The following is a 22754-nucleotide window of genomic DNA, read 5'->3' as shown; positions in this document are numbered from 1 at the left end:
GTGCGCTACGCGCCGGCGATCCTCGTCGGCAGGTGCGTCCGATTCGCCGCCCGGCTGCGCAAGCCGGGCGGCGGTTCGGCCGTTCCAGGCCTCATCGTCAACCGCATCGCGCCCGGATACCTGAAGCGCACCCTGTCGGGATTCCCGCAGGGACTCGTCGTGGTGTCGGGGTCGAGCGGCAAGTCGACGACGACGAAGATGCTCGTGGCGATTCTCCGCGCGCACGGCGTCGACGTGTTCACGAACCCCTCGACTGCGAACATCAGTCAGGGCCTCACCTCCGCCCTCCTCGAACGTGCCGACTGGCGCGGTCGAGTGCCGGGCGACGTCGCCGTGCTCGAGATGGACGAAGGGCACGGCGCACTCGTGATGCAGGGCGTCGACGCGCGGGTCGTCACCCTCCTGAACGTGATGGTCGACCAGATCGACCGGTTCCACGATTCCGACATGGTCGCCCGAATGCTCGCCCGGATCGCGGCGCGCGCCCATGAGTCGATCGTCGTGAACGCCGACGACGCCTACCTCGAGCGCATCGCCGAGCAGGCCGGGCCGGATGTCGCGGTGCACCGCTTCGGGGTCTCCGACGCCGTGCTCCAAGCGGCGCCCCGAGGTCTCGGCTATACCGAGACGACCCGTGCGCGGCTCGCCGCGGATGCCGGGGTCCGTGTCGAGGCGGTCGCGGGCGACACCGCCGTGCTCGGCGACCGCGGGGCATCCGTCGAGATCCGTCTCCCGGCGCGGGGGACGCACTACGCGGTCGACGCCGCCGCGGCCTATGCAACCGCACGTGCCGTGCTGGGGGAGCGATTCTCCGAGACGACCGCAGCCGACGCCGTCAGCGCCATCCCGGCGGTCTTCGGCCGAGGCGAGCGGGTACGCGTGCGGGGCCACGACGTCGAGTTCGTGCTCGTGCAGAATCCCGCGAGCTACCAGTTGAACGTCGACAGCATCGAACCCGGCACCGAGCAGATCCTGTTCGCGATGGGGTCCGACGTGCGCGACCCCTCCTACTTCTGGCCGACGGATGCGTCAGCGCTCGGGCGTGTGGCCATCGTCAGCGGCTCGAAGGCTCACGAGGCGGCGCTCATGCTCGCCTACGACGGCGTCGACATCGACCGTGTGGAGCCCGATCTCGCTCGTGCGCTCGACGACTTCCTCGCGGCGCCGGCACCGAAGAGCGGGGTGAAGACGATCGTCTTCACGGCCGACGCCATGCGACGCACGCGGGCCCACCTCGGACTCACGGGAGCGGAATGACCCTCACCATCGTGGCGCTGCTGCCCGGACTCCAGAACACCAACGGCGACGCCGAGAGTGCGGCCGTACTCGCGAGACGCGCAGAGTGGGCCGGCCTCGACGCCCGTGTCGTCGCGGTCGATGACCGTGGGGGCCTACCCGACCGTGTCGACGCCATCGTGCTCGGCTCGGGAAGCGACTCCTCGCTCGAGACGAGCCGTGCTGCGCTCCTGACGATGCACGACGAGCTCCGCGCTTGGGGCACTGAGGGCGTCCCGATCCTCGCGGTGGGCACCGGGTGGGAGCTCCTCAGCTGGGGGATCGAACGGCCCGATGGCTCCGGCATCGAGGGACTCGGCATCCTTCCCGGCCGCGCCGTGCCGTCCCGAGGCCGCGTGACCGGCGATCTCGTCATCGCATCGCCGAGATTCGGGACGCTCGTGGGCTTCGAGAACCATGCCCGCGACTACGTCGGCGCCGAGGGGTCACCCCTCGGCCGGGTGCGTGCCGGCCGCGGCAACGGCCGCGACTCGGGTCAGGAGGGCGTCGTCATGGGCTCCGTCATCGGCACCCACCTGCACGGCCCCGTGCTGGCGAAGAACCCGTCGTTCGCCGATCAGCTCCTCGGGCTCGCGGCGACCCGCGCCGGGCTCGACTACGCTCCCGGTGCCCGGGCGGCGATCGTCGACGGATACGCCGCTGCCGCCCGCGAGGCGCAGATCGGTGCTGCGCGCGCTGCGGCATCCGTCACCGACGCCTGATGGTCTGCGTCGCCTGATCGCCTCGCGGGTTCATACCGAGGTCGTGCTGCGCAGGAAATGGAGCAGCAACGGGTTGAATCGCGCCGGATCCTCGAGGCTCGGCAGGTGGCCGGCCCAATCGAGCTCCCGGTGCTCTGCGCCGGCGATGCGCTCGGAGAGAAGCTCGGCGATCTGGGCGAAGTAGTCGAGATCGTGCGCGCCAGATACCACCAGAGTTGGCGCGGTCACGGCATCGAGGTCGAACTCGTCGCGCTCTGCGGCGACATCCGGTGCGGCCAGTTGCACCTCGAAGGCGTGCCGCTGCATGCGCGCGACGAGTTCGCGGGTCGACTCGGTCGCCGCCGGGCCGACCCACGTGCGCACATTCAGCGCCACGGCGCCGTCGAGGTCGCCATTGTCGAGCAGGGCATCCTCTTCGGAGCCGAACGCACGCACCTCCTCGGTCGGGGCGAGCAGTCGGGTCGCCGCGCAGAGTAGGAAGAGGCCCGTCACCCGCGACGGCCAACGCGACGCGAACTCCTGCGCCGAACGTCCACCGAACGACGATCCGACGACGACGGCGCGTTCGATCCCGTGCGCATCGAGGAGGTCACGGATGTCGCTCGCCTCGTCGTACCCCGACGTCGGAGCCGGCGTCTCACCGAAGCCTCGGAAATCGGGGCGAATGACACGGAACCCCGCGTCGACGAGGAGCTCCCATTGGAGGTCCCACATCCGGCGGTCGCAGACGGAGGAGTGGAGGAGCAGGACTGCGGGGCCGTCACCGGTGACGTCGTGTGCGAGAGTCATCGTCGTGAGCGTAGAGGGAAACCTACGCGCGGGCAAGGCGATCAGGTGGCGCACGACAAACGCCCCGACCAATGGCCGGGGCGTTCAGTCAAGCTTGCTGAGGGTCAGTCGCGGCCGTCGGCGAGCAGTCGGCTCGACTCGTCGTGCCAGCTGTGCGCGATCTGCGCGAGCTTCTCCTGGTGCTTGCGGCCGTGGTGTGCACAGAAGAGCAATTCGCCGCTCGCGACCACGACGCGGATGTAGGCCTGCGCGCCGCAGGCATCGCAGCGATCCAGCGCGGTGAGCTCGTAAGGGGTCTCGAGTTCATCGACTGCACCGGTGCTCTCGGTGTGCTGAGTCATGGCTCCTCCTCCGTCGCTCACACTCGTTGTTATGTTCATCAATGAAAACACGCCCCGCGGCATCTGCCTTCCCTTGAGCCGGGCATTTCGCTCTGCGCGTAGTGGCTGACCGAACGTGTCGCCTCCCGTCACTAGGCTTGACCGACGTGAGCTCCGACTATTCCGCCCGCCATCTCTCCGTGCTCGAGGGACTCGAGGCGGTGCGCAAACGCCCCGGCATGTACATCGGTTCGACCGACTCGCGCGGCCTCATGCACTGCCTCTGGGAGATCATCGACAACTCCGTCGACGAGGCGCTCGGCGGGCACGGCAACGAGATCGGCGTGACGCTCCATCCCGACGGGAGCGTCGAGGTACGCGACCGCGCACGCGGCATTCCGGTCGACGCCGAGCCGAAGACCGGGCTCAGCGGCGTCGAGGTGGTCTTCACGAAGCTGCACGCGGGCGGCAAGTTCGGTTCGGGCTCGTACGCGGCTTCCGGCGGGCTGCACGGCGTCGGGGCATCCGTCGTCAACGCCCTCTCCGAGCGACTCGATGTCGAGGTCGATCGTGATGGCAAGACGTGGGCGATGTCGTTCCACCGCGGTGAGCCGGGAATCTTCACCGACTCGGGGGAGCCCACACCCGATGCGCCCTTCACGCCGTTCGAGCAGCGCAGCGAGCTGCGGGTGGTCGGCAAGGTCGCCAAGGGCGTGACCGGCACCCGCATCCGGTACTGGGCCGATCGGCAGATCTTCACGAAGGGCGCCGAGTTCCAGACCGAGGAACTGCTCGGGCGCGCCCGGCAAACGGCCTACCTCGTGCCGGGCCTCGCGATCGATGTCGTCGACGAGCGCGGCGAACAGACGCACACGTCGTCGTTCCAGTTCGAGGGCGGCATCTCCGAGTTCGTCGAGCACCTTTCCACGGATGCCCCGCTCACCGATGTCTGGCGCCTGACGGGCTCCGGCCACTTCACCGAGACCGTGCCGGTGCTCACCGATGGCGGTGCGATGGTTCCGACCGAGCTGCAACGCGAGTGCCAGGTCGACATCGCATTGCGCTGGGGCACGGGGTATGAGACCGTCGTTCGGTCGTTCGTGAACATCATCGCGACGCCGAAGGGCGGAACGCACCAGGCCGGATTCGACCAGGGCATGCTGAAGTTCCTGCGGCAGCAGGTGGAGCTGAACGCGCGCCGCCTCAAGGCCGGCAACGACAAGCTTGAGAAAGACGATGTGATGGCCGGCCTCACCGCGGTGATCACCGTGCGGCTGCCCGAGCCGCAGTTCGAGGGCCAGACGAAAGAGGTGCTCGGCACTCCCGCCGCGCGCGCCATCGTCTCGAATGTGCTGACGAAGGAGCTGGGCGCGAGGTTCTCCTCGACGAAGCGCGACGACAAGGCACAATCGGCGCTGCTGCTCGACAAGGTCGTGGCCGAGATGAAGTCGCGCATCTCCGCTCGCGCCCACAAGGAGACGCAACGCCGCAAGAACGCGCTCGAGAGCTCGTCGCTGCCGGCGAAGCTCGTGGACTGCCGTTCCAACGACGTCGCGCACAGCGAGCTGTTCATCGTCGAGGGCGACTCGGCGCTCGGCACGGCCAAGCTCGCGCGTGACAGCGAGCACCAGGCGTTGCTGCCCATTCGAGGCAAGATCCTCAACGTGCAGAAAGCGAGCGTGTCCGACATGCTCGGCAATGCGGAGTGCGCGTCGATCATCCAGGTGATCGGCGCGGGCTCGGGGCGCAGCTTCGACATCTCGGCGGCCCGCTACGGCAAGGTCATCATCATGAGCGACGCCGACGTCGACGGCGCCCACATCCGCACGCTGCTGCTCACCCTGTTCTTCCGCTATATGCGTCCCATGATCGAGCAGGGGCGCGTGTTCGCGGCCGTGCCACCCCTGCACCGCGTGATCGTCGTGAATCCGGGTTCGAAGTCGAACGAGACGATCTACACATACTCCGAAGCCGAGCTGGCCGGAGTGCTCTCGACGCTCAAGAAGCAGGGCAAGCGGTTCCAAGACCCGATTCAGCGGTACAAGGGCCTCGGCGAGATGGACGCCGACCAGCTGGCGACGACCACGATGGATCGCAGGCAACGCACGCTCCGGCGCGTCGGAATCGGTGACGCCGAGAACGCCGGTCGGGTGTTCGAGCTGCTCATGGGCAACGAGGTGGCGCCGCGCAAGGAGTTCATCATCGACAGCTCCGACGCGCTCGAGCGTGACCGCATCGACGCCTGATCACGATCGACAGCTCCGCATCGACGCCTGATCACGCGCCCGACGGCCGGATGTTCTGGTTCAGGTGGAAGAGATTCCCGGGATCATACGCATCCTTGACCGCAACCAGTCGCCGGAGGTTCTCCTCTGAGAATGCCCGTCGGATCCCGGCGTCGCCGTCGTCGCCGAGGACGTTGACGTAGGCACCGCTCGCGAACGGCCCCAAGGGGGCCGCATAGTTGCGCGCGGCGGAGATGCGTCGCACGTCGTCGTCAGGATCGGTCCAGCGCGAGGCCGCCACGAGTTCGAATGCCGTGTCGCGCCGGGAGAACGCCGTCTCCTCGTCGGCGACGTCGGCGATCGCGCCTCCATAGGCCTGCAAGCTGACGTCAGGGAGGTCGTCTCCGTCGCGTGCGAGCAGCGCATCGATGAGGTCGTCGCCGAGCTCGCTGAAGTAGTGGCCCTTCCAGTACCGCCGCCAGGCATGGCCCTCGATGTCGTCTTCACGGGTCTGGAGTTCCAGGTACGACAAGGCCTTGACGGATCGCAGGTCGGGTTCGGCGACGTCGGCGAGCTCGTCGGCGAGCTCGGAGATCAGGGCGTCGCCGTCATCGGGGTCGCCGACCCATACGAGGCCGAGCGACACACCCTCCATCCCGATGATCGCCTCGAAGGTCGCCTGCCGTGGTGCGGAGGCATTCAGGTCGCGCCAGCGCCGCATCGCCTGCGACGCTGTGGCGAGCGGGAAGCGGAACGCCGCGGTGATCGCATGTCCGGGTTCCGGATGCAGCGCGAACTCGAACTCGGTCACGACCCCGAAGTTGCCGCCCCCACCGCGCAGCGCCCAGTACAGCTCAGGGTGCTCGTCGGCGCTCACCCGCAGCTTCTCGCCGGTCGCGGTGACGACCTCGAACGAGATCACGTTGTCGCACGCGAGGCCGTGCTGTCGCGCGAGCCAGCCCATGCCGCCGCCGAGCGTGAGGCCGCCGACTCCGGTATGGGACACGTTCCCGGCCGTGGTCGCAAGACCATGCTGCTGACTCGCCACGTCGAGCGCCCCGAGCAGCGCCCCGCCCTGCACCCGCGCACGGCGCGTGGACGGATCGACGGTCACGTCACCCATCGGACGAAGGTCGATCATGAGTCCGCCATCCGCGACAGCGTGGCCGACGATGCCGTGACCGCCGCAGCGGATCCCCAGGTCGAGATCATGATCCGTGGCGAACCGAACCGACGCGACGACGTCATCGTCGTCGGCGCATTGCACGATGTACCGGGGCCGCCGATCGATCATCGCGTTCCAGACCGTTCGTGCGGTGTCGTAGCCGGCATCGCCGGGCTCCAGCACTCGCCCGCGGATCGTCTCGTGCAAGCCGGATCGCGTCATCGGTGACTCCGTTCCTCGAGAGCCGGTCCAGCATCGCGAGCGGCGTCGCGCGAAGTTCCGGCCACGTGGGCGAATATGCACCTCGGTGCCGCCGGCGTCAAGTGCGCCGGACTCCGATCAGCCGATGCGGCAGCCGATCGCGCCGACGACGGCCTCGAGCGGCTGGCCCGATGCGTCTCGCTTCGCGCCGCTGTCGGGCAATTGCCGGCCGGAGCCGTCGGCGCCGACCGCGAGTGCAGGGGAGCGCCCCACCCAGGCGAGGTGCAGAACGTCTTCGCCCTTCAGGAAGCGCTGCGCACGCACGCCGCCGGTCGCGCGTCCCTTGGGCGGGAACTCGCTGAAGTCGCTGACCTTGCCGCTGCCCGGGTCGGTGCCGGGAAGCGTGTCGCTGTGACCGGCGATCGTGACGACCACGGCCTCGGCCGCGGCATCCGCCGACAGGCTCGTGAAGTGCACGACGTGCGCGTCGGCTCCGAGATTGATGCCCGCCATGCCTCCGGCGGGGCAGCCCTGTGGCCGTACGGTCGACGCGGGGAACCTCAAGAGCTGCGCGTCGGAGGCCACGAAGACGAGCTCGTCGTCTTCGCCGCCCTGCGCCGCTCCGACGACCTCGTCGCCGACCTTGAGTCCGATCACCTCGAATTCGGGCTTGCTCGGATACGCGCCGGTGGCGACCCGTTTCACGACGCCCTGCTTCGTGCCGAGCACGATCGAGCGGTCGGAATCGAGTGAGACGAGCGCGAGCACCCGCTCATCACGATTGGGCAGGTTCAGGTAATCGGCCACCTTGACACCCGCGCCGAGCTGCACCGACGTCGGCGGGAGCATCGGCAGGTCGACCGGCGTGAAGCGGATGAGGCGACCGAGGCTCGTCACCGCCCCGATCTCGGCACGGCTCGTGGTGTCGAGCGTCGAGCGGATGGCGTCGTGCTTGCTGCGCCGAGCCGGCGGCGCGATCGTGGCGGCGCCGTTGTCGCCCTCGGGTAGGTCGACGCGAGCGATGCGGCCAGTGGCGCTCAGGAACACGCGGCACGCGACATCCGCCACCTCGAGCACGGCGGCAGCGCGCTTGGCGGCGGCTCCGGCGATGCTCGGACGCGCGTCGGTGAGCAGCGTGCGCCGCGGCGTGCCGAACCGCTCGGCGATCTCGGCGAGCTCATCGGAGACGAGCGCCTCGATGCGGTGGCGACTCGAGAGCAGCGCCTCGAGCTCCTCGATCTCGGCGCGCAACTTGTCGCGTTCGGCCTCGAGTTCGATTCGCGAGAACTTCGTGAGGCGCCGCAACTGCAGTTCGAGGATGTAGTCGGTCTGCACGAGACTGAGGTCGAAGACCTCCATGAGGCGCGCCCGGGCCGCCGCGGTGTCGTCGCTCGACCGGATGACCTGGATGACCTCGTCGATGTCGAGGATCGCGATGAGCAGTCCGTCGACGAGATGAAGCCGCTCGCGGCGGCGCGCCAGGCGGTATTCCGACCGCCGGGTGACCACCTGGATGCGATGGGCGACGTAGACCTGCAGCAGCTCCCGCAGGCCGAGGGTCTGCGGTCCGCCGTCGACGAGTGCCACGTTGTTGATGTTGAACGAGTCTTCGAGGGGAGTGAGGCGGTAGAGCTGCTCGAGCACGGCCTCTGGGCTGAAGCCGGTCTTGATGCCGATGACGAGGCGGAGGCCGTTCGTGCGGTCGGTGAGGTCGGTGACATCCGAGATGCCGCTGATCTTCTTGGCGTTGACGCCGTCTTTGATCTTCTCGATGACCTTCTCAGGACCGACGAGATACGGCAGCTCGGTGACGACGAGGCCGGTCTTGCGTGCGGTGATGTTCTCGACGCTCACCTTGGCGCGCGTCTTGAAGCTGCCGCGGCCGGTGGCATAGGCATCTTTGATGCCCGTGAGTCCCACGATGGTGCCGCCGGTGGGGAGGTCTGGGCCGGGCACGAACTCCATGAGATCGTCGAGCGTCGCGTCGGGGTTCGCGATCAGGTGTCGCGCGGCCCCGACGACCTCGATGAGATTGTGGGGTGCCATGTTCGTGGCCATGCCGACGGCGATGCCGCTGGCCCCGTTGACGAGGAGGTTCGGATAGGCCGCGGGCAGCACGTCGGGCTGCGTGAGCTGGTTGTCGTAGTTCGGCACGAAGTCGACGACGTCTTCGTCGAGCCCCGCGGTCATCGCGAGGGCGGGGGAGGCGAGGCGCGCCTCGGTGTACCGCGGTGCCGCAGGCCCGTCGTCGAGCGATCCGAAGTTGCCATGCCCGTCGATGAGCGGCACCCGGAGCGTGAACGACTGCGCCATGCGCACGAGCGCGTCGTAGATGGCGGTATCGCCGTGCGGGTGGAGCTTGCCCATGACCTCGCCGACGACCCGAGCGGACTTGACGTGCCCGCGCTCGGGTCGCAAGCCCATCTCGACCATCTGGTAGAGGATGCGCCGCTGCACCGGCTTCAGGCCGTCTCTCGCATCGGGAAGGGCTCGCGAGTAGATCACCGAGTACGCGTACTCGAGGAACGAGCCCTGCATCTCGGTGGCGACGTCGACGTCTTCGATGCGTTCGACGATGGTCTCGTCTGCGGGCTGATTCTTGGCTCGGGTCATCCGTCGTCTCGGTCGTGGGCGTGGCAGGCAGGCAGGAACAAGGCGCGCCCGGCCTGTGCCAGACTGGGCGCGATGCCTGCAATGCTACCGGTGCCAGCCGACAGCGCCCCACGCCTTGCCGGGGTGCTCGGCAGTTCGTTCGCGAGTCTGCGCGGCGCGCCGAACGCCTTCGAACTGCCTCGCGTCTCGAGCGCCGTGGTCGTGCTCGTCGACGGCCTCGGCGTCGCGAACATCCGAGCCAGGGCGGGGCATGCGCGCTTCCTCGCCACCCGCATGGCGAAGCGCGACGTCATCCGCACGGTGTTCCCGTCGACCACGGCCGCGGCGATCGCGACGTTCGCCACCGGCCGGATGCCGGGCGAGCACGGACTCGTCGGCTACCGCGTGCTCGACGCCGCGCACGACCGGATCATCAACCAGCTGAGCGGCTGGGATGCCGGAGTCGTGCCCGAGACCTGGCAACGAGCGCCGACGCTCTTCGAGACGGCGCGCGACGAGGGCGTGGGGAGCTTCGCCATCGGCTCGGCACGCTACGCCGACTCGGGATTCACGCGCGCCGCGCTCCGCGGTGCCGAGTACCGGCCCGCGGCATCCGTCGCCGACCGCTTCGCCGAAGCCGGCCGGTTGCTCGACGCCGGCGCCGAAGGTCTCATCTATCTCTACGTGCCCGAACTCGACCAGGCCGCGCATGCCTTCGGCTGGGAGTCGGAGCGCTGGCTCTCGATCCTCGAGCTGCTCGATGCCGAACTCGCATCATTCGAGGCGCGGATGCCGCGTGGCGCGGGCCTGCTCGTGACCGCCGACCACGGGGTCATCGACGTGCCCGCCGAGCGCCACGTGTTCATCGACGACCGGCCGGATCTCCTCGAGGGAGTGCGGCACGTCGGCGGCGAGCCGCGCTGCGTTTCGCTCTACTTCGAGCCCGAGCTCGGCGACAGCGCCCGTACCGCACTCCTCGACGGGTGGCGCGCCGCCGAGGGGCACCGCTCGTGGGTGCTCGGCCGCGACGAGGCGATCGCCGCCGGCCTTTACGGGCCCGTCGACGAGGCCGTGCGCGACCGCATCGGCGACGTCCTCCTGGGGGCGAGGTCGGGCATCGCCTATTACGACCGCCGCGAGCCCAATCGGCAGGCGGAGGCCATGATCGGGCAGCACGGGTCGCTCAGCGATGAGGAGACTCGCGTGCCGCTTGTGCGCGGCGGCGCGTATTCACGGGCCTGAGGCGACACGTCGGCCTGCGAAGTTGCCGCGGGGCGCTCGCACGACACTCGAACGAGCGCCGCGGCATCCGCCTCAGGAGGGGTACTGACCGCGCTTCACTTGCGGCTTCGGCAGTCGCAGCGGCCGCAACTGCAGTGCACGCATCGCGGCGTACCAGCGCACGCGCTCGACCTTGTCGGCCCCGAACTTCTCAGTGAGCTTGCGTCGCACGAGGAAGCCGAGGATGACGACGTCGATGACCGCGACGAGGAAGAATGCCCAGAGCGCGATGATGCCGATGGACTGCGCCTCGACACTCGGCACGAACGTGAGCAGGATGACGGCGAACATCACCGGGATGAGGACCTCACCGATGCTGAATCGCGCGTCGACGTAGTCGCGCACGAACTTCTTCTGCGGACCCCGGTCGCGCATCGGGAGGTATTTCTCGTCGCCGGCCGCCATGCCGAGTCGTGCGCGCTCGCGTGCCGCGGCGGACTTCGCGCGAGCCTGTCGCGCGGCCTCCTTGCGATCGTTCGGCACAAGGGGCCGCTTCCTCGCGGCCTCCTGCTCCTTGCGGCTCGGCGTGGGAGAACCCTTGCCGGCCTTCAGGCGGGCCTGGGTCTCTTCGAGCGACTCTGCGCTCGGCTCTTCGGTGCTGTTCGGTTGCTTTGCCACGGGAATCCTCGGATCGGTTGCCCTTAAGATTACCGGCATGACCGACGCTCTTCCCACCGACTTCGCCTCCACCGATCCCGCCGCAGCGACCGAGGCTCTTCGCGACGCCGTCGCCGCCGCGTTCCCGTCGACGATCGCCGACCTCACCCGTCTCGTCAAGATTCCCTCGGTCTCGTGGGCGGCGTTCGATCGGGCGCAGGTCGCGGCGAGTGCGGATGCCGTCGCGGAGCTCGTGCGCGGACTCGGCGTGTTCGACCTCGTCGAGGTTCGCCACGCCGCGATCGGCGATGGGGCGGATGCCGCACCCGGTCAGCCTGCGGTCGTGGCGCGCCGCGCCGCCCGCAACGGCCGTCCCACCGTGCTGCTCTACGCGCACCACGACGTGCAGCCCCCCGGACGTGACGAGGACTGGGAGTCGGCGCCCTTCGAGCCCACGCTGCGCGGCGACCGCCTCTACGGCAGGGGAGCGGCAGACGACAAGGCGGGCATCATGGCCCACATCGGCGCCATCCGGGCCCTCACCGAGGTGCTCGGAGCCGACTTCGATCTCGGCATCGCGCTCTACATCGAGGGCGAAGAGGAGTCGGGTTCCCTCTCGTTCGCGAACTTCCTGCGTGAGAACCGTGAGGTGCTCGAAGCCGACGCGATCGTGGTGGCGGATTCGAACAACTGGGATCTCGAGACGCCGGCACTCACGGTGGCGCTTCGCGGCTTCGTTGCGTTCCGCCTCACGATCTCGACGCTCTCGCACGCCTCGCACTCTGGCATGTTCGGCGGCGCGGTCCCCGACGCGATGCTCGCCGCAATTCGACTGCTCTCGACCCTCCACGACGCCGACGGCTCGGTCGCGGTCGAGGGACTCAGGTCGGCTGACCTCGAGACCCCCGAATACGACGAGGCACAGCTTCGTACCGAGGCCGGTCTCCTCGACGGCGTCACCCCGATCGGCCGGGGCACGATCCTCTCGCGCATCTGGGCGCAGCCGGCGATCACAGTCACCGGCATCGACGCACCGAGTGTCGCGAACGCCTCGAACACCCTCCTTCCGACCGTCGCCGTGCGGGTGAGCGCGAGAATCGCACCCGGGCAGACCGACACCGAGGCGCTCGCGATCCTGCGCGAGCACCTCGAGCAGCACGCGCCGTTCGGCGCGCACCTCGCCATCGACGGCATCGAGCTCGGCCAGCCGTTCCTCGTCGACACCTCCGGCTGGGCGGTCGCCGAATCGAATGCGGCGATGACGGATGCCTGGGGCAAGGCCCCCGTCGAGATCGGCGTGGGCGGCTCGATCCCGTTCATCGCCGAGCTCGTCGAGGAGTTCCCGTCGGCGCAGATCCTCGTCACCGGCGTCGAAGACCCCGACTCGCGGGCGCACAGCCCCAACGAGTCGCTCCATTTGGGCGTCTTCAAGCGTGCACTGCTCAGCGAGGCGCTGTTCCTTGCACGGCTCAACGCGCGGGATTCCCGTTCCTGAGAGCGAACTGGGCCGGCACGCCGATTCGCCGGTTACCATGGAGACAGGTTTTCCGCGTTCCCTGACGCACCGAGGAGAGACATGAGCGACACGATCATCGAGACCGCGCACGGCGTGAAGCTGAGCGACCCCGCCGCCGACAAGGTGCGCAACCTCCTTGAACAGGAGGGTCGCGACGACCTGCGGTTGCGTGTCGCAGTGCAGCCCGGCGGATGCTCCGGGCTGATCTACCAGCTGTACTTCGACGAGCGACTCCTCGACGGCGACGCCGTCGTCGACTTCTCGGGTGTCGAGGTCGTCGTCGACAAGATGAGCGTGCCCTACCTCGACGGTGCTTCGATCGACTTCGAAGACACCATCCAGAAGCAGGGCTTCACGATCGACAACCCCAACGCGCAGGGCAGCTGCGCGTGCGGTGACTCGTTCCACTGAGCACCAGCACTGAAACGACTCCAGGGAGGCCGCGCTGAGCGGCCTCCCTTCGTCGTTCAGCCCGATCGACAACGAAATTCGCGCACGGCGCCGTCCGACACCGCCCGGTGATGCACACCCGGGGGGTCGACTCGGAGTAGGCTAGGTATCGATCAACGCGCTTCGCTGTGAAGCGCCTTCGAGTCCCCCGAAAGGTCACCGGTGCGCCACAATCGCCGTCTCCGATGGGCTGCAATCCCGATCGCAGCGTCGCTCAGCCTCGTACTCGCAGGGTGCACACAGGCCCAACTGAACGGGTTCCTGCCCGGATTCGTCGAGGGCGAGGCGCCGGTCACCAACAACACCGAGCGCGTCTCCGGGCTCTGGGTCACGTCGTGGATGGTGCTGCTCGTCGTCGGCGTCCTCACGTGGGGCCTCACGATCTGGGCCGTCATCGCGTACCGGCGCCGCAAGGGCCAGACCGGGCTGCCCGTGCAGTTGCGCTACAACATGCCGATCGAGGTCTTCTACACGATCGTGCCGCTCATCCTGGTGCTCGGCTTCTTCGCCTTCACGGCGCGCGACCAGGAGGCGATCGAGCAGCGGTTCGACGCCGACAACGTCGACGTGCAGATCGAGGTCATCGCCAAGCAATGGGCGTGGGACTTCAACTACGTCAAGGAAGACGTGTACTCGCCCGGCATCCAGGGCCAGCTCTCCGACGACGGCCCAAAGGGCTCGCTCGTGCAGTCCGAGCTGCCCACCCTCTACCTGCCGGTGGGCAAGAACATCGAGATCAAGCTCCAGTCGCGCGATGTCATCCACTCCTTCTGGGTCGTCGACTTCCTGTACAAGAAAGACATGTACCCGGGCAAGGTCAACTACATGACGATCGTTCCCGAGCGTGAGGGCACGTACGCCGGCAAGTGCGCGGAGTTGTGCGGCGAGTACCACTCGCTGATGCTCTTCAACGTCGAGGTCGTCTCCGAGGCTGAGTACGAGGACTACATCGACTCACTGCGCGCCCTCGGTCAGGAAGGCCAGCTCTCGAGCGAATACGACCGCAACCAGAACCGACCCGGCACGGGCGCGCCCGAACTGAAAGAGGAGCAGGAAGCCGAATGAGCACCACGACCGCACCGGCTCGGCCGCCGTCGAGCAGCCTGCCGTTCGGCGCCTCCAAGGTCGAGCGCAAGGGCAACATCCTGGTCAGCTGGATCACCTCCACCGACCACAAGGTCATCGGGTACCTCTACCTGATCACCTCGTTCATCTACTTCTGCATCGGCGGAGTGATGGCCCTGATCATCCGCGCCCAGCTCTTCGAGCCCGGCCTGGAGATCCTCCAGACGCGTGAGCAGTACAACCAGCTGTTCACCATGCACGGCACGATCATGCTGCTCATGTTCGCGACGCCCCTGTTCGCGGGCTTCGCGAATGTGTTGATGCCGCTGCAGATCGGTGCGCCCGACGTCGCCTTCCCGCGACTGAATGCGCTCGCCTACTGGATGTTCAACTTCGGTTCGCTGATGGCCGTCGCCGGCTTCTTCACCCCGCAGGGCGCCGCATCGTTCGGCTGGTTCGCCTACCAGCCACTCGCATCGACCACGTTCTCGCCGGGCATCGGCGGCAACCTCTGGATGCTCGGCCTCGGTCTCTCGGGCTTCGGCACGATCCTCGGCGCCGTGAACTTCATCACCACGATCATCACCATGCGCGCTCCCGGCATGACGATGTTCCGCATGCCGATCTTCACATGGAACATCCTCGTCACGTCGATCCTCGTGCTCATGGCGTTCCCCGTGCTCGCAGCGGCGCTCCTCGCCGGCGGCGCCGACCGCATCTTCGGCGCGCACATCTACGATCCGGCCAACGGCGGCGTGCTCCTCTGGCAGCACCTGTTCTGGTTCTTCGGGCACCCAGAGGTCTACATCATCGCGCTGCCCTTCTTCGGCATCGTCTCCGAGGTCTTCCCCGTGTTCAGCCGCAAGCCGATCTTCGGCTACAAGACGCTGATCTATGCGACGATCGCGATTGCGGCGCTCTCGGTCACCGTCTGGGCGCACCACATGTATGTCACGGGTTCGGTGCTGTTGCCATTCTTCGCGCTCATGACGATGCTCATCGCCGTGCCGACGGGTGTGAAGATCTTCAACTGGATCGGCACGATGTGGCGGGGCTCCATCACGTTCGAGACGCCGCTCATCTGGTCGCTCGGCTTCCTCATCACCTTCGTATTCGGTGGGCTCACGGGCGTCATCCTCGCCTCACCGCCGCTCGACTTCCACGTCTCCGACTCGTACTTCGTCGTCGCCCACTTCCACTACGTCGTCTTCGGCACCGTCGTGTTCGCGATGTTCGCCGGCTTCTACTTCTGGTGGCCGAAGTGGACCGGCAAGATGCTGAACGAGACACTCGGCAAATGGCATTTCTGGCTGTTGTTCATCGGCTTCCACACGACGTTCCTGATCCAGCACTGGCTCGGCGTCGTCGGGATGCCTCGTCGGTACTACTCGTACCTGCCCGAAGACAACATCACCTGGATGAACCAGTTGTCGACGATCGGCGCGGGCATCCTCGCGGTGTCGATGGTCCCGTTCCTCCTCAACGTCTACATCACGGCGCGTCGAGCGCCGAAGGTCACGGTGAACGACCCGTGGGGATACGGGCGCTCTCTCGAGTGGGCCACGAGTTGCCCGCCGCCGCGGCACAACTTCACGTCCATCCCGCGCATTCGTTCGGAGGCTCCGGCGTTCGATCTCAACCACCCCGAGGCCGGCATCCCGGTCGGCATCGGACCGGCGAAGGATGCCCCTGAGGCACCCGTCTACGACGCGTCGACGAAGGAAGTCAAGTAATGCGCGCGAATGTCAACCTGTTCTGGATTCTGGCGGGGTTCTTCGGCTTCTCAGCGGGGTTGTACGCGTACTGGTCGTGGGCCGTGTATTCCGCGTCCGAGCCAGTGGGTACGGTCGCGCTCACGCTCACAACGGTCCTTGCGGCGTTCATCGCCTTCTACCTCGGCAGGGTGCACAAGGCTCAAGGTGCCGAGCTTCCAGAAGACCGCCTCGACGCGAACATCGACGACGGCGATGCCGAACTCGGGTTCTTCAGCCCGTGGAGCTGGTGGCCGATCATGCTCGCCGCAGCCGCCGCGTTGCTGTTCCTCGGTCTCGCGATCGGATTCTGGATCGCATTCGGCGCGGTCGTGCTGGGCGTCATCAGCCTGGTCGGCTGGGTGTTCGAGTACTACCGCGGCAACTTCGCCCGCTGACGCACGTTCGATGAAGCCCCGGTGCCAGCCGCGCCGGGGCTTCGTCGTGTTCGGGCGCGTCGTAGCGCGAGCTAGACGCGGTCGAAGCTCAGCACCTCAACGGAAACGGTGACTGAGAGCTCCTCGTCGGCGAACAGCTGCGCCGAACCGGCATCATGGTGGGCGGATGGCCCCATGCCGACGAGGAGCGCACGTGTCGCTGCATCCGCGGGGATGGCGTATTCGATGGTCGACGCGTCCCCGAGCTGGAACCCCACTGGTTCGAGCTGTGCGCGCACGCGCTCGGACTTTCCGGCTGGGACGTCGAGCATGAGGCCGAGGCGTCGGAGTTCGATGAGATGCTCGGCCGTGGGCACGACGACGATGAGGCGACCAGCGGGCCGAATGATGCGGGCGAACTCCACTGGGTTCCTCGGCGCGAAGACATTGAGTGCGAGGTCGGCGCTCGCGTCGCGAATCGGCAATGGTCGCCAGAGGTCGAGCACAACGCCAGACGCCGCCGGAATGGCCCGCAGGCTCATTCGTACGGCGACGGGGGAGCGGTCTGCGACGAGCAGTGCGGAATCGGGAAACCGAACAGCGAGTCGCTGAGCGTACTGGCCCGTGCCGCATCCGAGGTCGGCGATTCGCAGCGGGCGCTCAGACGATTCCCCTTTGCGCCGGTGCGTTCCGTCGGTCGCCACGTTCTCAGCGAAGTGCACGATGGCATCTGCCACGGGCTCGTAGGCACCGGAGTCGAGCAGACGCCGGCGCGCCTCGAGCATCTCCCGATCGTCACCGATGGTTCGCGGGGCGCGCGGCGGGAGGAGCGTGGCGATGTCGTGCCGCGAGAGATCGAAGCGATGGCCTTGCGCGCAACCGATCACCCGTTCGCCGTGCGGTTGCAAGTCGAGGAGACAGTTGGGGCACCGGAGCCATGTCGAATCTATCGGCATGGTCCGGTGCCCTGACAGTGGGTGATCAGTGGTGTGAGGTGTGCGACGCCTCGAGCTCACCCCGTGTGACCGGAGCGATGCGGTCTTCGAAGAACCAGCGCGACAGCGAAGCACGAACGCGCTGGCCGACTGTGATTTTTCCACGGGCGTTGGGCCGCAGCATCAACGGCTGGTAGCTCTCGTGGCTCACGAGCCGCCACCGGTCGTACTCGTCGAGCGGCTGGTGCACCTCGATGAACTCGCCGCCCGGCAGCTTGACGATGCGACCCGACTCGTAGCCGTGCAGCACGATCTCGCGATCCTTCTTCTGGAGCGCGATGCAGACGCGCTTCGTGATGAAGTAGGCGATGAACGGGCCGAGCACGGTGGCTGCCTGGAGGGCATGGATGACCCCCTCCATCGTGAGGGAGAAGTGCGTCGCGAGGATGTCGGAGCTCGCTGCGGCCCAGAGGCCGGCGTAGAACGTGACTCCTGCTGCACCGATCGCGGTGCGGGTCGCCGCGTTGCGAGGACGGTCGGCGATGTGGTGCTCGCGCGTGTCGCCCTTGATCCAGGCCTCGATGAACGGATAGGCGACAACGAGGAGGAGGAAGATGCCGATCACGACGAGCGGTACGAGGATGTTGAACGACCAGGTGCGGTCGAGCCAGACGAACTCCCAACCCGGCGGGATGAGGCGCAGCGCGCCGTCGGCGAAGCCGATGTACCAGTCGGGCTGTGTTCCCGCAGACACGGGGGAGGGGTCATATGGCCCGTAGTTCCAGATCGGGTTGATCGTGAAGAGCGCCGCGATGAGCGAGATCACGCCCCAGATGATGAACATGAAGCCGCCGGCCTTCGCCGCGTAGATCGGCAGGATGGGTGGGCCGACCGAGTTCGTCGGTTCGCGTCCGGGGCCGGCGAACTGGGTGTGCTTGTGAATGAACACGTATCCCACGTGAATCGCGATGAGCAGGACCAGGAGCGCGGGCAGGAGGAGGATGTGCAGCGTGTACAGGCGGCCGACGATCACGTTGCCCGGGAACTCGCCGCCGAAGAGCAGGAACGAGGTCCACGTGCCGATCAGCGGGATGCCCTTGACCAAGCCGTCGATGATGCGAAGGCCGTTGCCGGAGAGGAGATCGTCGGGAAGCGAGTAGCCAGTGAAACCCTCGGCCAGGGCGAGGACGAACAGGGTGAAGCCGAACACCCAGTTGATCTCACGAGGCTTGCGGAACGCGCCGGTGAAGAACACGCGGAGCATGTGCAGGCCGATGGCGGCGATGAAGAGCAGCGCTGCCCAGTGGTGCATCTGGCGCACGAAGAGCCCGCCACGGATGTCGAACGAGATGTCGAGGGTCGATGCCATCGCCACCGACATCTCGACGCCCTTGAGCGGCACGTACGAACCGTCATAGTGGACTTCGGCCATCGAAGCCTGGAAGAAGAACGTCAGGAAGGTGCCCGAGACGAGAATGACGACGAAGCTGAAGAGGGCGACCTCGCCGAGGAGGAACGACCAATGGTCGGGAAAGGCCTTGCGTCCGAGCCCCTTGATCGCGACGGCGAGACCCGTGCGGTCGTTGAGGTACTCTGACGCTTCCGCTGTGAACGAGCGCTTGACAGGCGCAGGTGATCGGGTCGATGCGGTGCTCAATTTCGCTCCCAGAAGCTCGGGCCGACGGGTTCGGTGAAGTCGCTCTGCGCGATGAGGTAGCCCTCGTCGTCGACGGCGATCGGCAGCTGCGGCAGCGGTCGCTTGGCCGGACCGAAGATGACCTCGCAGTGGTTCGCAACATCGAACTGCGACTGGTGGCAGGGGCAGAGCAGGTGGTGGGTGTGCTGCTCATAGAGGGCAACGGGGCATCCGACGTGCGTGCAGATCTTCGAGTACGCCACGATGCCTTCGTACGACCAGGATTCGCGCTCGGGAAGCTGGTTGAGCTCGCCGGGCTCGAGCCGCATGAGCAGTACGGCCGCCTTCGCCTTCTCCTCGAGCTTGCCGTGCTCGAGCTCGGTGAGGCCCTCGGGAATCACGTGGAAGGCGCTGCCGATCGTCACGTCGGAGGCCTTGATCGCGACACCGGAGGGGTCGAGCGCGAGGCGCGTGCCCTTCTTCCACATCGTGTGGCTGAGGAGCTCGGCCGGGAGTTCATCTTGCGGGGCGAAACCGCGGAAGAGCACGACGGCTGGCAGCGGGAACACGAGGAGCGCGCCGATGAGGCTGTTGCGGATGACCGTGCGGCGGCTGAAGCCCGACTCCTCGTCGGCCTGGCGGAACACCTCGACGGCACCCCGCTGCGTGGCTTCGCTGGTGCTGATCGGATGGCGCGTGTCGATGGACTCGGCCGATGTCATGAGCGACTTGCCCCAGTGCACGGCTCCGAACCCGATGCCGAGAAGCGCCAGCGTTGCGCCGAAGCCGATGAACATGTTGTTCAGGCGAACGGCATCGACGTTGTTGGACTCCATCGGGAAGAGCATGTAGGCGGCGACCGCCCAGACGCTGCCGAGGATCGAGAGGTAGAAGAGTGTGTAGACCGTGCGCTGTGCCCGCTTCTCGCGGCCGGGGTCCTGATCGGTCACGCGAGGCCGGTGCGGCTCGAAGCCGGGGTTCTCGAACGCGTCGTAGGGGACGACCGCCGTGCCGGTCGATCCTGCGAACTCCTGCGCGGCGTGCGACGAGTCGGCAGCGGCCAGCTCAGCGCCGCTGTGGTCGTCCTGTGCCATGGTTCTCCTTCTTCAACTTCTTCGGTGCCGGGCGGGCGCTAGTTGGACTTCGCCGTGATCCACACGGTGATGGCGACGATCGCGCCGAGACCGAAGATCCAGATGAACAGTCCCTCTGCTACCGGCCCGAGCGAGCCGAGTTCGAAGCCGCCGGGTGAGCGGTTGTCTTGCACGTACTTCAAATAGGTGATGACGTCGCGCTTGTCTTCGGGCGAGATGTTCAGGTCGTTGAACACCGGCATGTTCTGCGGGCCGGTGACCATGGCCTCGTAGATGTGCACGCCCGAGGTGTTCGCGAGCGAGGGAGCGAACTTGCCCTCGGTGAGGGCGCCGCCGGCACCTGCGACGTTGTGGCACATCGCGCAGTTGATGCGGAAGAGCTCGGCGCCGTTCGCCGCATCGCCACCGCCGCTCGCGAGATGGTCGTCGGGGATCTCGGGACCAGGGCCGAGGGAGGCGATGAAGTAGGCGAGCTGCTTGACCTGGTCATCGGTGAACTGCACGGGCTTCTGCTGCGCCTGGGGACCCTGCATCTGCATCGGCATGCGGCCGGTGCCGACCTGGAAGTCGACCGAGGCTGCACCGACGCCGATGAGGGTGGGGCCGATGTTGGTGCCCTGTGCATCGAGTCCGTGGCACGTCGCGCAATTGGCCTGGAAGAGCTTCTTGCCCTGTTCGATGGTCTGCTGCGAGTTCGGGTCGACCTCGGCTTGCGCCGTTCCGGTGCTGAGCGCAGCGTATGCGCCACCGGTGAAGACGAGTCCGAGCGCGAGAAGCGCGGCCGCGGCGAGCGGATGCCTGCGTCCGGTGCGTCGCTTCGTTCGGGTCATGTGATTCTTCCTGTTCACGGGCATGCTCTGCTGGCGCTCCTGATGCGGCTTATTTGAGGACGTAGATGACGAGGAAGAGGCCGATCCAGACGACGTCGACGAAGTGCCAGTAGTAGGAGACGACGATCGCGCTCGTCGCCTCACGGTGTCCGAAGTGCTTGACCGAGAAGACCCGGCCGATCACGAGCAGGAAGGCGATGAGGCCGCCCGTGACGTGCAAGCCGTGGAAGCCGGTGGTGATGTAGAACGCGGAGCCGTAGGAGTTCGAGTCGAGGGCGATGCCCTCGGAGACCAGCGTGGCGTACTCCCAGATCTGGCCGGCGACGAACATCGCGCCCATCGCGTAAGTGAGGAAGAACCACTCGACCATGCCCCATTGCGTGGGCTTCCATCCCGTGGCGTACGGCTGCAGTCGCTCCGCTGCGAATACGCCGAACTGGCACGTGAACGACGAGAGCACCAGGATGATCGTGTTCGTCAGCGAGAACGGGAAGTTCAGGCGGTCGGCCTCGAACGCCCACAGATCAGGCGACGTCGATCGCAGCGTGAAGTAGATCGCGAAGAGCCCCGCGAAGAACATGACCTCGCTGCCCAGCCAGACGATCGTGCCCACCGCAACGGTGTTCGGTCGGTTGATCACGGGCGCACTTGTCGCCTGAGTAGTGATTGAGGTGCTCGTCACCATCCCATTATGGCCGAAACCTTGCGTGAGTTTTCGTCATCTGGGGGAGCTGTTTCGCCGTCTTCGAAGTAAGGCAACCCTAAACGAGCTGCGTGGGGGCCGCGAATCCGCCGTGAATCGGGCCGATAGGATCGAACACATGCCCGCGCATCAAACCTGGCCCGATGTGATCCACTCCCTGCTCGAGGGTGAAGACCTCAGCGTCTCGGATGCTGCGTGGTGCATGGAGCAGGTGATGACAGGCACCGTCAGCCAGGCGCAATTGGCCGGATTCCTCATCGCGCTGCGGGTGAAGGGCGAGACGGTCGACGAGATCGTCGGATTCCGCGACGCCGTGCTCGAGCACGCCGTCCCGCTGCCCGTCGACCCCATGGCACTCGACATCGTCGGCACCGGTGGAGACCGATTCGGCACGGTGAACGTCTCGACGATGGCCTCGGTCGTGGCTGCGGCATCCGGCGTCCCGGTCATCAAGCACGGCAACCGGGCGGCGAGCTCGTCGTCGGGTTCCTCCGACGTGCTCGCCGCGCTCGGACTCGACCTGTCGCTGCCGGCCGAGCGCGTCGCCGCGGTGCTCGGCGAGGCCGGCATCACGTTCGCCTACGCCGCTGCATTCCACCCGGGATTCCGGCACGCCGGAGCGGTGCGCGCAGAACTCGGCGTCCCGACGGTCTTCAACTTCCTCGGCCCCCTCTGCAACCCGGCACGACCCGAGGCGTCGGCCGTGGGCGTCGCCCACCTCGACCGGGTGCCGCTCATCGTCGGCGTGTTCCAGACCAGGGGAGCGACGGCGCTCGTGTTCCGCGGCGACGACGGGCTCGACGAGCTCACGACGACCGGGCACAGCCACCTGTGGGAGGTCTCACGCGGCACGGTCAAGGAGCACGACATCGATCCGCGCGAGCTCGGGATCCAGCGAACGACCATCGACCAGCTCGAAGGCGGCGACGCCGAGCACAACGCGCGCATCGTGCATCGGGTCTTCGCGGGCGAGCGCGGTCCCGTGCGCGACATCGTGGTGCTCAATGCCGCCGCGGGGCTCGTCTCGTTCGAGCTCGCCAAGGATCCGAGCCAGTTCCACCGGAGCATCCTCGACCGCTTCCGCGACAAGCTGGCCGTCGCCGAAGAGGCGATCGACAGTGGTGGCGCGGCGCGCAAGCTCGAGCAGTGGATCGCGGCCACTCGGTCGTGATCGTGGGTACGCCACGCAGATGAAGGGCCCCGCGGCATGGCGGTTTCTAGGGATCGTCG

20 protein-coding genes are annotated in these 22754 nt (G+C 67.2%); 10 read left to right on the top strand and 10 right to left on the bottom strand.

Features of this window, described 5'->3' with window-relative positions:
* Together J7E25_RS04925 and J7E25_RS04920 are read left to right on the top strand one after the other, a co-directional pair.
* On the top strand, nucleotides 1-1257 hold the full coding sequence (locus tag J7E25_RS04925) for a MurT ligase domain-containing protein (protein WP_214868533.1): 1257 nt from the start codon (nucleotides 1-3) through the stop codon (nucleotides 1255-1257).
* Nucleotides 1254-1997 (top strand): type 1 glutamine amidotransferase, encoded by a 744-nt coding sequence (locus J7E25_RS04920; RefSeq protein ID WP_214868531.1) that lies wholly within the window; start codon nucleotides 1254-1256, stop codon nucleotides 1995-1997. Before J7E25_RS04925 ends, J7E25_RS04920 begins: the two co-directional genes overlap by 4 nt.
* Nucleotides 1998-2027: 30 nt before the next feature.
* On the opposite strand, the gene J7E25_RS04915 is transcribed toward J7E25_RS04920, so the two are convergent.
* Together J7E25_RS04915 and J7E25_RS04910 are read right to left on the bottom strand one after the other, a co-directional pair.
* Nucleotides 2028-2786 (bottom strand): alpha/beta fold hydrolase, encoded by a 759-nt coding sequence (locus J7E25_RS04915; RefSeq protein ID WP_214868529.1) that lies wholly within the window; start codon nucleotides 2784-2786, stop codon nucleotides 2028-2030.
* A gap of 104 nt (nucleotides 2787-2890) precedes the next feature.
* Nucleotides 2891-3127, bottom strand: coding sequence for a hypothetical protein (locus tag J7E25_RS04910; RefSeq protein ID WP_214868527.1), 237 nt, complete (start codon nucleotides 3125-3127; stop codon nucleotides 2891-2893).
* A 146-nt stretch (nucleotides 3128-3273) separates the two neighbouring features.
* Between J7E25_RS04910 and J7E25_RS04905 the strand changes: the two genes are divergently transcribed.
* A complete protein-coding gene (locus J7E25_RS04905; protein ID WP_214868525.1) occupies nucleotides 3274-5352 on the top strand; it encodes a type IIA DNA topoisomerase subunit B in 2079 nt (692 codons plus the stop codon).
* Nucleotides 5353-5383: 31 nt separating this feature from the next.
* Here J7E25_RS04905 and J7E25_RS04900 read toward each other — a convergent pair whose 3' ends face one another.
* Nucleotides 5384-6718 (bottom strand): FAD-binding oxidoreductase, encoded by a 1335-nt coding sequence (locus J7E25_RS04900; protein WP_214868523.1) that lies wholly within the window; start codon nucleotides 6716-6718, stop codon nucleotides 5384-5386.
* A 117-nt stretch (nucleotides 6719-6835) separates the two neighbouring features.
* Complete coding sequence (locus J7E25_RS04895) at nucleotides 6836-9310, bottom strand: DNA topoisomerase (ATP-hydrolyzing) subunit A (RefSeq protein ID WP_214868521.1); 2475 nt, start codon at nucleotides 9308-9310, stop codon at nucleotides 6836-6838.
* Nucleotides 9311-9382: 72 nt separating this feature from the next.
* Between J7E25_RS04895 and J7E25_RS04890 the strand changes: the two genes are divergently transcribed.
* Nucleotides 9383-10531, top strand: coding sequence for an alkaline phosphatase family protein (locus tag J7E25_RS04890; RefSeq protein ID WP_214868519.1), 1149 nt, complete (start codon nucleotides 9383-9385; stop codon nucleotides 10529-10531).
* A 72-nt stretch (nucleotides 10532-10603) separates the two neighbouring features.
* Here J7E25_RS04890 and J7E25_RS04885 read toward each other — a convergent pair whose 3' ends face one another.
* Nucleotides 10604-11188, bottom strand: coding sequence for a DUF3043 domain-containing protein (locus J7E25_RS04885; protein WP_214868517.1), 585 nt, complete (start codon nucleotides 11186-11188; stop codon nucleotides 10604-10606).
* Nucleotides 11189-11225: 37 nt separating this feature from the next.
* Here J7E25_RS04885 and J7E25_RS04880 point away from each other — a divergent pair, with 37 nt between their 5' ends.
* From J7E25_RS04880 to J7E25_RS04860, 5 genes are all read left to right on the top strand, one after another.
* Nucleotides 11226-12662 (top strand): dipeptidase, encoded by a 1437-nt coding sequence (locus J7E25_RS04880; protein ID WP_214868515.1) that lies wholly within the window; start codon nucleotides 11226-11228, stop codon nucleotides 12660-12662.
* 81 nt (nucleotides 12663-12743) lie between these two features.
* Nucleotides 12744-13094, top strand: coding sequence for an iron-sulfur cluster insertion protein ErpA (gene erpA, locus J7E25_RS04875; protein WP_129520682.1), 351 nt, complete (start codon nucleotides 12744-12746; stop codon nucleotides 13092-13094).
* Nucleotides 13095-13295: 201 nt separating this feature from the next.
* Nucleotides 13296-14198: a cytochrome c oxidase subunit II gene (gene coxB / locus J7E25_RS04870; RefSeq protein ID WP_214868513.1), complete on the top strand. Its 903-nt coding sequence runs from the start codon at nucleotides 13296-13298 to the stop codon at nucleotides 14196-14198.
* Nucleotides 14195-15931, top strand: coding sequence for a cytochrome c oxidase subunit I (gene ctaD / locus J7E25_RS04865; RefSeq protein ID WP_214868511.1), 1737 nt, complete (start codon nucleotides 14195-14197; stop codon nucleotides 15929-15931). Before coxB ends, ctaD begins: the two co-directional genes overlap by 4 nt.
* Nucleotides 15931-16347 (top strand): cytochrome c oxidase subunit 4, encoded by a 417-nt coding sequence (locus J7E25_RS04860; RefSeq protein WP_214868510.1) that lies wholly within the window; start codon nucleotides 15931-15933, stop codon nucleotides 16345-16347. Before ctaD ends, J7E25_RS04860 begins: the two co-directional genes overlap by 1 nt.
* A gap of 71 nt (nucleotides 16348-16418) precedes the next feature.
* Here J7E25_RS04860 and J7E25_RS04855 read toward each other — a convergent pair whose 3' ends face one another.
* From J7E25_RS04855 to J7E25_RS04835, 5 genes are all read right to left on the bottom strand, one after another.
* On the bottom strand, nucleotides 16419-17111 hold the full coding sequence (locus J7E25_RS04855) for a methyltransferase domain-containing protein (protein WP_214868508.1): 693 nt from the start codon (nucleotides 17109-17111) through the stop codon (nucleotides 16419-16421).
* A gap of 196 nt (nucleotides 17112-17307) precedes the next feature.
* The gene (locus tag J7E25_RS04850) at nucleotides 17308-18918 is read right to left on the bottom strand and encodes a ubiquinol-cytochrome c reductase cytochrome b subunit (RefSeq protein ID WP_214868507.1); all 1611 of its coding nucleotides are present in this window, start codon (nucleotides 18916-18918) and stop codon (nucleotides 17308-17310) included.
* Entirely contained in the window at nucleotides 18915-19991 is a 1077-nt protein-coding gene (locus J7E25_RS04845) for a ubiquinol-cytochrome c reductase iron-sulfur subunit (RefSeq protein ID WP_214868506.1), read from the bottom strand. The genes J7E25_RS04850 and J7E25_RS04845 overlap by 4 nt, the downstream gene beginning before the upstream one ends.
* A 38-nt stretch (nucleotides 19992-20029) precedes the next feature.
* Complete coding sequence (locus tag J7E25_RS04840; protein WP_214868505.1) at nucleotides 20030-20821, bottom strand: c-type cytochrome; 792 nt, start codon at nucleotides 20819-20821, stop codon at nucleotides 20030-20032.
* Between the two features lie 49 nt (nucleotides 20822-20870).
* Nucleotides 20871-21506: a heme-copper oxidase subunit III gene (locus tag J7E25_RS04835; protein ID WP_214868504.1), complete on the bottom strand. Its 636-nt coding sequence runs from the start codon at nucleotides 21504-21506 to the stop codon at nucleotides 20871-20873.
* 136 nt (nucleotides 21507-21642) lie between these two features.
* On the opposite strand from J7E25_RS04835, the gene trpD reads away from it, so the two are divergent.
* A complete protein-coding gene (gene trpD, locus J7E25_RS04830) occupies nucleotides 21643-22695 on the top strand; it encodes an anthranilate phosphoribosyltransferase (protein ID WP_214868503.1) in 1053 nt (350 codons plus the stop codon).
* The last annotated feature ends 59 nt before the right edge of the window (nucleotides 22696-22754 follow it).

Source organism: Agromyces sp. ISL-38, from assembly GCF_018613935.1.
In the GTDB taxonomy this organism is placed as follows: domain Bacteria; phylum Actinomycetota; class Actinomycetes; order Actinomycetales; family Microbacteriaceae; genus Agromyces.
The sequence above is the reverse complement of the archived record's forward strand: the minus strand, read 5'-3'. Positions and strand labels throughout refer to the sequence as shown.